Below are 9,916 nucleotides of genomic sequence, written 5' to 3'. Positions count from 1 at the left end.
TCCGGTGGAGCGCCTCAGCGGTGGGGGCCGTCTAAGCCACCCAAATCACCCTGTCAACCCCGGCAATCCAGCAAAACCAGATCACATAGAACCAACACCAGACAACAAAAACAGACGATCACCCAGCTAACCAGCCGGATCATCCATCCGATCATCGCCCAGAAGACACAACAGCCGCCCGCCGAACCGAAGTCCCCGCTGGCCGCCGCCGATGAACAGGGATATACGGACCAGCCCGGCGGGCGTCAACCGCAAAAATCGAGGGATGCGAAATTTCCGAGCCGGCTCGTCATGCCGTCTCCCCTCCCCTGCGGTGTCCTCGACCCGGCCTCATCCGTCGATTGGCCCGACTGGGCGTCCGCTCAGGGCCGGTTCGCGAACCGGCGTCTCGCCCATTCCCGGAGCAACTCGCGTTCATAGGGAAAGCCGCCCGATTGTGCGGCGCGGGCACCGAGCAGGAAGTTGATATCGCTCACCCGCTCCTCGTTCGACGCTTTGCGCCGACCGCGCCGGTCCGTCAGCGCGTAGCGCAGGCGAAACGAAGGAGGAGTCGCATCGGTGACCACTCGCAGGCCGTAAGGGAAATTGGCACCCGGATTGGGAAACCCCGCTAGGTCCACATCCAAGATTTCGACGACCAGACGCTCGCCGGGGGCGAGGAAGGATGAGGCAGCCTGCTCGATGACTCGGCGCAACTCGGCCAGTGTCGCCTCGGGCTTGAGGCCGGAACTGAACCGGTTGTTGGCGTCGACGTATTTGTCCGGCTCGATGAAGCGGACCTCCACCGATCCGGTGGGGGCGGCGATCGCGGAGCCGGCAAAGCCGACGAGAACGAGGGCGAGTTGCAGGAGCAACGCGCGCAAACCTCAGTACCCCCTCTTCACATCCGCCAGTGCCCGCGTCAGTCCCTCGGCGATCCGCTCACGGACGGGGGGCGATGCATCGCGGGCCACCACCACGTATTCCCGGCGCGAGACCAGCGTCAGGGTCTGGAGGCCGTACTCCTCGTCCTCGACCTTGGTCAGCTTGGTCCACAGGGGATTGAAGCGCCATTCGCGCCGCTCGCCGCGATGGGTCACGCGGGCGAGCATGACCTCGATGGGCGAAATCATCACTTCCTCGAAGGAGCGCCCGCGCCTGATGCTCGTTTTCAGCGCCACGTAGAGGGCGATCATATCGAGGCCGAAAAAGCCCGCCACCGGCCAGAACCCCGCCTGGACACAGGCGATCGACGTCACCAGCGAGACGACGCCGCAGCCGATCATGACGTTCCGAAAGCCATGATAGGTCAGCGATTGATGCGGGCGAATGGTCGCCTGAAAAACCGGGACATCGATGCTGTTCGGGTCGAGCCCGTCGGGATGGGATGGGATCATGTCGCGAACCGTGTTGCCGCTCTCCGTGGGACACATATAACCCACCGATGAAGACCCGACAGTCGAAGCCCCTCAAGAAGTCCGTGACCGCGACGACATCGCCCGCGCCGAAGGCCACACGGGCGGCGACCCTCGCCGCCCCCCTCGTCACCGGGGTGAAGACGGCCCCCTCCCCTGCCGATGCAGAGACGGTCATCGAGATCTTTTCGCGGCTGCGTGCCGCCAACCCGGAGCCGAGGGCGGAACTCGACTATCTCAACCCGTTCACGCTTCTCGTAGCGGTGGTACTGTCGGCCCAGGCCACCGACAAAAGCGTGAACCTCGCCACCGCACCCCTCTTTGCCATTGCCGATACGCCGGCGGCGATGCTGGACTTGGGAGAAGAACGGGTGCGCGGCTTCATCCGCACCATCGGCCTGTTCAACACCAAAGCGAAGAACGTCATCGCGCTGTCCCGCATCCTGCTGGAGCAGCATGGCGGAGAGGTGCCGGCCTCGCGCGAGCATCTCGAGATCCTGCCGGGTGTCGGCACCAAGACCGCGAGCGTGGTCATGAACGTCGCCTTCGGCGTGCCCACCATCGCCGTCGACACCCATATCTTCCGGGTCTCGAACCGCATCCCCCTCGTGGTCGCGGCGACGACGGACAAGGTCCAGGCGGGACTGGAGGCGATCGTGCCGGAGCCGTTCCGCCTGAACGCCCACCATTGGCTGATCCTGTTCGGCCGCTACGTGTGCAAGGCGCGCAAGCCCGAATGCCCGACCTGCCTCATCGCCGATCTCTGCCGCTATCCGGGCAAGACCGTCGCGGCCTGACGGGACGGCGCTTGCCTCGTCATGCGTATCCGACTCGTACCGCAAGGCCGGGCTGCGGGCGGACGCGTTGTACTGCAAACCCGCTTCGGGTAGTTTGCGCCACGGTCGTCGAGGCTTTCGACAAACGATGTGTTCTCGCGGCCCGGTCTCATCGAGGCCGCCACGCCGCGGATTCCGCACATCGACTGTCCGAAGGAGTCACGGCCCATGGACTTCCTCAAACCACGGTATACGCCTATGAACCGCCGCCGTCGCATCTACGAGGGCAAGGCGAAGGTCCTGTACGAGGGACCCGAGCCGGGAACGCTCATCCAGCATTTCAAGGATGATGCCACCGCCTTCAACGCGCAGAAGCACGAGGTCATCGACGGCAAGGGTGTGCTGAACAACCGGATCTCCGAGTTCGTGTTCCAGCACCTCAACGATATCGGCGTGCCGACCCACTTCATCCGCCGCCTCAACATGCGCGAGCAGCTGATCCGCGAAGTCGAGATCATCCCTCTCGAGGTGGTGGTGCGCAACGTCGCCGCCGGCTCGCTCGCCACCCGCCTCGGTCTCGAGGAAGGCACGCAGCTGCCGCGCTCGATCATCGAGTTCTATTACAAGAACGACGCGCTCAACGACCCGATGGTGTCGGAAGAGCACATCACCGCCTTCGGCTGGGCGACGCCCCAGGAGATCGACGACATCATGGCGCTGGCCATCCGCGTCAACGATTTCCTGTCGGGCCTCTTCCTCGGCGTCGGCATCCGTCTCGTGGACTTCAAGATCGAGACCGGCCGCCTCTGGGAAGGCGACCTGATGCGGATCGTCGTGGCCGACGAGATCTCCCCGGATTCCTGCCGCCTGTGGGACATCAAGAGCCAGGACAAGCTCGACAAGGACCGCTTCCGCAAGGATCTTGGCGGCCTGATCGAGGCCTATACGGAAGTGGCCAAGCGTCTCGGCATCATGTCCGAGAACGAGAAGGTCCAGTCCGGCGGCCCGCGCCTGGTTCAGTAAAAGACTTCACCGAGACGACCTAAAAAAGGGGCCCCGCGCGAGCGGAGGCCCCTTTTTCGTGGCGCATCGACGGGAGAGTGCGTGGCGGAGCGCTATTGCGACGCCTCGGGTGCCGCCTCTGCGGGGGCGGCGGCACTTGTCGGAGCGGGCTTGCGCTTGCGCTTCGCCGCAGCCTTGCCGGGCGCTCCGTGCAGCGAGACGCCGATCTCGTAGCTCTCGCTCAGGGGGCGCGGCACCACGAGGTTCTCCTCGATCACCGTGAACAGGCCCTGCGCCTCGCCCGGTCCGATCGACACCGCCACCTTGCGCGCCCGCGCGACGATGGTCTGGTCCCCGGCCTTGATCGTGAAATAGACCGGGGCCTCGAACCGTCCGGGCCGTCCCTGCGGCCCCAGCAGCACCTGCCCCTCGACGCCGACCTTCACGCTCACCGAGCCATCGGCCAGGCGCACACATTCACGGGCGAGACGACCGAGGGTGATCTGGCTGCGCAGGCTGGCATTGTCGTCGGCCCGGCCGCCATAGCTGCGCAGGGCGGCGCCGTTCTCCGCGACGTCCACCGTGGGGCAATAGACCTCGCCGAGGTCGGCGGGCTGAGACGGCGGAACCGTGGTCCCGCCGTATTTGAGCATGTTGGTGAACCAGTTCCCGTCCTCGGCCAGGGCCGTCCCGGGCATTGTGGCCGCCAAAGGCAGGAATCCCGCAATCAGGGCGATCCCGACCGTTTTCGCGCGTGTCCGCATCCTCAGATCCCGCTGAACCTCCGGCGCGGGGCGCCGGAACAGGCCTATTTCAAGCTGGCGAACCCGTCGCCGAAGCCCTTCATCGACAGGGGGATGCCGACCCCCTCTTCCGGGGTCTGGAACACGATGAACGTGGCCTGCACCCCGGCGCTGAACTGCTTGATGAGGTTGTCGTCCATGACCACCTCGGCGACGCAGCCCGTGGTGAGGCAACGCACGAACCCGGCCCGGCCGACATCGGTCTTGTCGATCTTCAGGCCGAGGCCGGAGGGCAGCAGCACGCCCAGCGGCGCCACCACGCGCAGCAGGTAGCCGCGATTGTCCGCCGTCTTGAGGACGATGACGACGAGGGTGAGGTTGGGCCGGTCCTCGGCGGCGAGGTACTGGACCAGGGCGCATTGCTCGGCCTTCGCCCCCGCCGGCGTCTCGCAGCGGAGCTGCCAGTCCCCGAAGGTGTTGCGCACCATGCCCTGCGCCTCGGCACGGCCGCCCCCGGCCAGCCCCATGCCGGCGAGTGCGGCCATGCAGATCAGACCGATCCGCGCCGGACGCCCGAGAGAGGTCGCCCGATCCTCGGCGACCCGCCTCGCACGCCCCAGCATTGCTCGAAAACCCACGCGCCGATCCCTCTCGCCTCACCCCTCATGGCTGGGGGGCACCCGATGAAACCCGCGGTGTTCCGACCATGCGCGGCTATTCTGTGTCAAGCGTGACCACTAGTTTACTCTCACGGACTATCGTTACCCAGGATGACGCCCTAGTTCACGGGGCAAAGCCCCAAGCGCCAACGGACCGAGCCCATGCGATTTCCTGCTACCGCCGCGTTCCTGATCCTCGCCGGGATCGCTCCCGCCTCGGCCGAGTCCCTGCCCGTCGACGAGACCACCTATGTGGAGCGGTCGCTCAACCGGGACGGGCCGCTCGTGGTCGAGCACCGCCCGATCCGGCGCATGCCGGGGGGCCGGATCAATTCCAATTCGGCCGAGATCGCCGGCTTCTGCCGCGATGGCGGGTATGTCCGTCGCCTCGACGAGTTCGGCAACCCGACGATCCTGCGTCAGCGCGAAGTCTGCGACAGCGTCGCGCCCCGTACCTTGCGGCCGGGCGATGTGGATGCCCGTCCGACCTGGCCGGTGGAGCAGGTCGAGCGCCGCCGGGTACTACGCGCACGCGGGTAGGTCACGATTGGGCAAGGGTTGGACCCGGCCCCTGCCTCAGCCGTAGCGGTGGAGGCTGGCGCCGTTGCGCTTGAGCCAGCGCTCGGCCTCGTCCACATGCGGGCACAGGGATCCCACCAGCGACCAGAACCGCTGGGAATGGTTCATCTCGCGCAAATGGGCCATCTCGTGGGCCACGAGGTAATCGAGCACCAGGGGCGGCGCCAGGATCAGGCGCCACGAGAAGTTCAACTCGCCACGCGCGGTGCAGGAACCCCAGCGCGAGCGGGTATCGCGGATGGTGATCCGTTTCGGGCCTTGGCCCAACTTCTCCGTATAGACCGACACCGCCTGGGCGAGATCCTTGCGGACCTCCCGCTCCAGAAAATCTCTGACCCGGCGCGGCAGATGGGGCGCCTCGCACGCCACGGAGAGGACCGGACCGCCCTCCTCCTCCGTCACCAGGGTCACGCCGCCGCGCTCGCTCCGGTGGACGATGCGATGGCCGACACCGCGCAGCGGGAGTTCCGCCCCCGCCTCGAACGCCACACGGTCCGGAACCTTGGCGAGCCGCATGGCGATCCAGCCGCCATGGCTGACCGCGAAGGTGCGCGCCACGGCGAGGGACGTCCGGGCTGGCAGGGTCATCACCACCTCGCCGGTGGCACTCGACACGCGCAGGGTCAGCCTGCGGGCCGCCGGGCGGCGGCGCAGGGAGACGCGGAGCTTCGCGCCCTCGTGGAGGATGTCGATATGGTCGGGATCGGACCCGCGCAGCAGGGCGACTCTCATGGCGTCAGCTTAGCGGCAGCCTCCCGCCGCCGCCATCGGGGCGTGGGTCACGTCCAGAACTTTTGCGGGGGCCGATCCCGCACTACGCAGCGGGTCGTCGCTCCAGAGCCGGCAAGGCCTGCATCTCGCGGATGAAGGAGGCGATGCGCGGGGCGATGACCGTGCGATAGCGTGAGCCGTTGAACACCCCGTAATGGCCGACGCGCTCCTGCAGGTGATAGGCCTTGCGCTCGGGCGGCAGGTTCGGGGTCAGGTCGAGGGAAGCCTTGGTCTGGCCGACACCGGAGATGTCGTCGTTCTCGCCCTCGATGGCGAGGATCGCGCATGTCCGGATCGCGGTGAGGTCCACCCGCTCGCCGCGATGGAGCATTTCGCCCTTCGGCAGGGCGTGGTCGACGAAGACGGTCTTGATCGTCTGAAGGTAGAATTCCGCCGTCAGGTCCATCACCGCGAGATACTCGTCGTAGAATTCCCGGTGCTTCTCGGCGGAATCGCCGTCGCCGGTGACGAGATGATCGAACATCTCGGTATGGGCGTTGACGTGACGATCGAGGTTCATCGCCATGAATCCGCCGAGCTGGAAGAAGCCCGGATAGACGCTGCGCAGGGCACCGGGATACGCCAGCGGGACCATGGTGATGCAGTTCCGCTCGAACCATGCGGTGCCGCGCTCCTGCGCCAGGCAGTTGACGGCGGTGGGCGAGCGGCGGGTGTCGATGGGGCCGCCCATCAGGGTCATCGAGCGCGGCACCGGCATCGTGCCTTGCGCCTCCATCAACGCCACGGTGGCCAGCACCGGCACCGCCGGCTGGCACACGGCCATGACGTGAAGGTCCGGACCGAGGGCGACGAAGATCTCCTTCAGGTAGTCGATGTAGGTGTCGAGATCGAACCGCCCCTCCGTAATCGGCACGAGGCGCGCATCGGTCCAGTCGGTGATGAAGACCTGATGATTGGGGAGCATCGCCTCCACGGTGCCGCGCAGGAGCGTGGCGTAGTGCCCCGACATCGGCGCCACGATCAGGAGCTTGGGCTGCGGCTCGGAGGGGCCGCGCGCGAAGGAGCGGTCGAAGGTCACGACCCGGCAGAACGGTTTCTCCCACACCACCCGCTCGCTCACGGGCACGCTCGCCCCGTCGATCCAGGTTCCGGTGAGCCCGAAGGCCGGCTTGGCGTAGCGCCGGGTTCCGCGCTCGAACATCTCGCAGGCCGCGGCCATGGACTTCGCATAGGGCGAGTAGGCGAGCGGGTTGGCGGGATTCTGCAGGCTGTGCTTGACCATGTCGGCCGCGAGGCGCGCCGGGGCCGTCATCATGCGACCGAACTCATACCAGGTGTAGGCCAAGCTCATATCCGCCCCTCCCTCGTCGTCCCGCGTCTCGATTTCCCGCGCGACCCGACTACCCGCGCGACCCGACTACCGGCGCGACCCGGCGCGGTAGAGAACGCCGCGCCTCGCGAAACGTTCGGTTCGGGACATTCGTACAGGTGCGGAGTGCGCAAGGATGGGCGCAATCGGCGGGCGAACCATGGATTCGCAGCCGTCGAGCGCTATCGTTGAGCGGACATGATCGACATGAGCACCAATGGCTTCGTCCGCGATGCCCGGCACCTTCGGCTCGACACCTTCGTGCGCCTGCGCTGGCTCGCGATCACCGGGCAGAGCGCAGCTGTCGTCGGCGCCCAGTTCGGCCTCGGCCTGCCCCTGCCCTTCGGCTGGTGTTTCCTCGTCATCGCGGCGTCCTCCTGGCTGAACCTCGCCCTGCGGATCCGGTTTCCCGCGAGCTACCGCCTGAGCGACGATTCGGCGGCCCTGCTCCTGGCCTTCGATATCATCCAGCTCGCCGCCCTCCTTTTCCTCACCGGCGGCCTGCAGAACCCATTCTCGCTGCTTTTCCTCGCCCCCGTGCTGATCTCGGCCACGGCCCTGCCCCCCGAGCGGACCCTGGCGCTGGGGCTCCTGGCGGTGGGGCTCGCGACCATGCTGGCGCTGATCCACCGGCCGCTGCCGTGGTTCGCGGACGGGCGGCTCGAACTCCCGTTCCTCTACGTCTCGGGAGTGTGGACGGCGATCCTCCTCGGCACCGCCTTCACCGGGGTCTATGCCTGGAAGGTCTCCGAAGAGACCCGGCAGCTCGCCCAGGCCCTCGCGGCCACGGAACTCGTGCTGGCGCGCGAGCAGCACCTTTCGCAGCTCGACGGGTTGGCGGCGGCGGCGGCGCATGAGCTCGGCACGCCTCTCGGCACGATCATGCTCGTCACCAAGGAACTCACGCGCCAGCTCGCCCCCACGGCCTCACCCGCCGTGAAGGACGACCTCGACCTCCTGCGCGACCAAGTCGACCGCTGTCGCGGCATCCTGTCGAAACTGACCTCCCTCGACGGGGACGAAGCCGGCATCCTTCAGACCGTGACCCTGAGCCATCTCGTGGAGGAGCTGGTGGCGCCCCAGCGCGCCATGGGCATCGCGCTCGACGTCACCAGCCGGGGCGACGGAATCGAGCCGGCGTGCCGGCGCAATCCGGGGGTGCTGTTCGGCCTCGCCAACATCGTCGACAACGCCGTGGACTTCGCCACCAGCCGCGTCGTCATCGAGGCGCGCTGGACCGCCGAGCGGGTCTCCCTCGAGATCAGCGACGACGGCCCGGGCTTCTCCAGCGAGATTCTGCTGCGGGCGGGCGAGCCCTACGTCACCACCCGAAGCCCCGACAAAACGCGCGGCGGGAACAGCGTCGGCGCCGGCCTCGGCCTCGGTCTGTTCATCGCAAAGACCCTGATCGAACGCTCCGGCGCGCAGCTTACGCTCTCCAACGTGTCGGGCCACCAAGCAACCGGAGCCGTGGTCCGCGTATCCTGGGCGCGCCACATCTTCGAGCGCGACACGCTTCCCCGGCGCGGCACGGAATTCAACGCCGAGGTGCCCCTGACCGAACGCAGTCCGGCCCCTATATAAGTTGCCAACAACTCGGTTTTGGAAAATGGAGGAGCGTCGGATGCTGACGCAGAGTGTAAGTCCGGGGCTTGCTGCCGATGCGCTGCAGACGTCGGAATCCGATCCGCTGGCGGCTTATGCCGACCGCACCTTGCTGATCGTGGACGACGACAGGCCGTTCTCAACCCGCCTGGCGCGGGCGATGGAAGCCCGCGGCTACGAGGTTCAGGTGGCCGAGAGCGTGGCCGAGGGCGTGTCCCTGGTGGAGAGCCGTGCACCCGCCTTCGCGGTCATCGACATGCGCCTCGGTGACGGCAACGGCCTCGACGTGATCGCGCGGCTGAAGGAGAAGCGGCCCGAGGCCCGGGGCGTCATCCTCACCGGCTACGGCAACATCGCCACCGCCGTCACCGCCGTGAAGCTCGGTGCGTTCGATTACCTCGCCAAGCCCGCCGATGCGGACGAGATCCACGGCACGTTGATGGCGCAGCCGGGCGAGCGGGCCGACCCGCCGGAAAACCCGATGTCGGCTGATCGCGTGCGCTGGGAGCATATCCAGCGGGTGTATGAATTGTGCAGCCGCAACGTCTCGGAGACGGCACGCCGCCTCAACATGCACCGGCGCACGCTCCAGCGTATCCTCGCCAAGCGCGCGCCGCGCTGACCCGTCCCTGACGACGACCCCGGCGCCGCGATGTTGCGCGGGACCGGACCGGCGCTGTAAAGCTCCGGCCGCCCGCCGCAATCGCTGCTCCGGGGTCGACGGAGATGCATCCCCGTGAATACGCGCAACCTGATCACGATCGTCAGCATGATGGTGCTGGTGGGCACCGAAGTCTTCGCCGTCGCCATCGCCGCAGGCTGGGCGCTCGCCGGTCTGTTCGATCTCGGCGACACCGTCGGCCATGTCCTCATGGTCCTGTTCAGTGCGATCGCCGTCTGGATCATGGTCCAGCTCTGGCGCCGTGCGGTGAGCATCGAGCCGATTCGCGCCGCCGCACCGGCCGCCCGTCGCTGATCCACGACATAATCCCGAATCGCTTTTGCGGCTGACGGAGGTGGAACGGGCTGGGAAACATCCCCGCCGCGATGGGGCAGC

12 protein-coding genes are annotated in these 9,916 nt (G+C 67.2%); 6 read left to right on the top strand and 6 right to left on the bottom strand.

Going from position 1 to position 9,916, the window contains the following annotated elements:
• Positions 1-362 precede the first annotated feature (362 nt).
• On the bottom strand, positions 363-863 hold the full coding sequence (locus FV220_RS05005; RefSeq protein WP_246689382.1) for a DUF3016 domain-containing protein: 501 nt from the start codon (positions 861-863) through the stop codon (positions 363-365).
• A gap of 3 nt (positions 864-866) precedes the next feature.
• A complete protein-coding gene (locus tag FV220_RS05000) occupies positions 867-1,376 on the bottom strand; it encodes a DUF2244 domain-containing protein (protein ID WP_018042066.1) in 510 nt (169 codons plus the stop codon).
• A 47-nt stretch (positions 1,377-1,423) separates the two neighbouring features.
• On the opposite strand from FV220_RS05000, the gene nth reads away from it, so the two are divergent.
• The gene (gene nth / locus FV220_RS04995) at positions 1,424-2,191 is read left to right on the top strand and encodes an endonuclease III (RefSeq protein ID WP_210322675.1); all 768 of its coding nucleotides are present in this window, start codon (positions 1,424-1,426) and stop codon (positions 2,189-2,191) included.
• A 207-nt stretch (positions 2,192-2,398) separates the two neighbouring features.
• Positions 2,399-3,193: a phosphoribosylaminoimidazolesuccinocarboxamide synthase gene (gene purC / locus FV220_RS04990; RefSeq protein WP_026175628.1), complete on the top strand. Its 795-nt coding sequence runs from the start codon at positions 2,399-2,401 to the stop codon at positions 3,191-3,193.
• A gap of 92 nt (positions 3,194-3,285) precedes the next feature.
• On the opposite strand, the gene FV220_RS04985 is transcribed toward purC, so the two are convergent.
• Together FV220_RS04985 and FV220_RS04980 are read right to left on the bottom strand one after the other, a co-directional pair.
• Entirely contained in the window at positions 3,286-3,936 is a 651-nt protein-coding gene (locus tag FV220_RS04985; protein WP_056147206.1) for a hypothetical protein, read from the bottom strand.
• Positions 3,937-3,980: 44 nt separating this feature from the next.
• Complete coding sequence (locus FV220_RS04980; RefSeq protein ID WP_043764423.1) at positions 3,981-4,460, bottom strand: invasion associated locus B family protein; 480 nt, start codon at positions 4,458-4,460, stop codon at positions 3,981-3,983.
• Between the two features lie 276 nt (positions 4,461-4,736).
• On the opposite strand from FV220_RS04980, the gene FV220_RS04975 reads away from it, so the two are divergent.
• Positions 4,737-5,114 carry a hypothetical protein gene (locus FV220_RS04975; RefSeq protein WP_018042061.1) on the top strand — a complete coding sequence of 126 codons (378 nt, stop codon included), beginning with the start codon at positions 4,737-4,739 and terminating at the stop codon, positions 5,112-5,114.
• A gap of 36 nt (positions 5,115-5,150) precedes the next feature.
• Here FV220_RS04975 and FV220_RS04970 read toward each other — a convergent pair whose 3' ends face one another.
• Both FV220_RS04970 and phaZ read right to left on the bottom strand, forming a co-directional pair.
• A complete protein-coding gene (locus FV220_RS04970; RefSeq protein ID WP_018042060.1) occupies positions 5,151-5,885 on the bottom strand; it encodes a SprT family zinc-dependent metalloprotease in 735 nt (244 codons plus the stop codon).
• 82 nt (positions 5,886-5,967) lie between these two features.
• Positions 5,968-7,236: a polyhydroxyalkanoate depolymerase gene (phaZ, locus tag FV220_RS04965; protein WP_056161120.1), complete on the bottom strand. Its 1,269-nt coding sequence runs from the start codon at positions 7,234-7,236 to the stop codon at positions 5,968-5,970.
• A gap of 216 nt (positions 7,237-7,452) precedes the next feature.
• Here phaZ and FV220_RS04960 point away from each other — a divergent pair, with 216 nt between their 5' ends.
• From FV220_RS04960 to FV220_RS04950, 3 genes are all read left to right on the top strand, one after another.
• The gene (locus FV220_RS04960; RefSeq protein WP_056147209.1) at positions 7,453-8,838 is read left to right on the top strand and encodes an ActS/PrrB/RegB family redox-sensitive histidine kinase; all 1,386 of its coding nucleotides are present in this window, start codon (positions 7,453-7,455) and stop codon (positions 8,836-8,838) included.
• Positions 8,839-8,878: 40 nt separating this feature from the next.
• Positions 8,879-9,481, top strand: a complete 603-nt coding sequence (locus FV220_RS04955) for an ActR/PrrA/RegA family redox response regulator transcription factor (RefSeq protein ID WP_056147213.1) — start codon at positions 8,879-8,881, stop codon at positions 9,479-9,481.
• 114 nt (positions 9,482-9,595) lie between these two features.
• A complete protein-coding gene (locus FV220_RS04950; protein ID WP_056147217.1) occupies positions 9,596-9,835 on the top strand; it encodes a hypothetical protein in 240 nt (79 codons plus the stop codon).
• Positions 9,836-9,916: the final 81 nt, after the last annotated feature.

The organism is Methylobacterium sp. WL19, from assembly GCF_008040005.1.
Lineage (GTDB): Bacteria > Pseudomonadota > Alphaproteobacteria > Rhizobiales > Beijerinckiaceae > Methylobacterium > Methylobacterium bullatum.
This window is presented reverse-complemented; position numbering and strand designations above follow the sequence as displayed.

Coding starts and splice junctions, on each gene's coding strand:
- FV220_RS05000 (WP_018042066.1), bottom strand. CDS start 1,376: ATGATCCCATCCCATCCCGACGGGCTCGACCCGAACAGCATCGATGTC.
- nth (WP_210322675.1), top strand. CDS start 1,424: ATGAAGACCCGACAGTCGAAGCCCCTCAAGAAGTCCGTGACCGCGACG.
- purC (WP_026175628.1), top strand. CDS start 2,399: ATGGACTTCCTCAAACCACGGTATACGCCTATGAACCGCCGCCGTCGC.
- FV220_RS04985 (WP_056147206.1), bottom strand. CDS start 3,936: ATGCGGACACGCGCGAAAACGGTCGGGATCGCCCTGATTGCGGGATTC.
- FV220_RS04980 (WP_043764423.1), bottom strand. CDS start 4,460: ATGGCCGCACTCGCCGGCATGGGGCTGGCCGGGGGCGGCCGTGCCGAG.
- FV220_RS04975 (WP_018042061.1), top strand. CDS start 4,737: ATGCGATTTCCTGCTACCGCCGCGTTCCTGATCCTCGCCGGGATCGCT.
- FV220_RS04970 (WP_018042060.1), bottom strand. CDS start 5,885: ATGAGAGTCGCCCTGCTGCGCGGGTCCGATCCCGACCATATCGACATC.
- phaZ (WP_056161120.1), bottom strand. CDS start 7,236: ATGAGCTTGGCCTACACCTGGTATGAGTTCGGTCGCATGATGACGGCC.
- FV220_RS04960 (WP_056147209.1), top strand. CDS start 7,453: ATGATCGACATGAGCACCAATGGCTTCGTCCGCGATGCCCGGCACCTT.
- FV220_RS04955 (WP_056147213.1), top strand. CDS start 8,879: ATGCTGACGCAGAGTGTAAGTCCGGGGCTTGCTGCCGATGCGCTGCAG.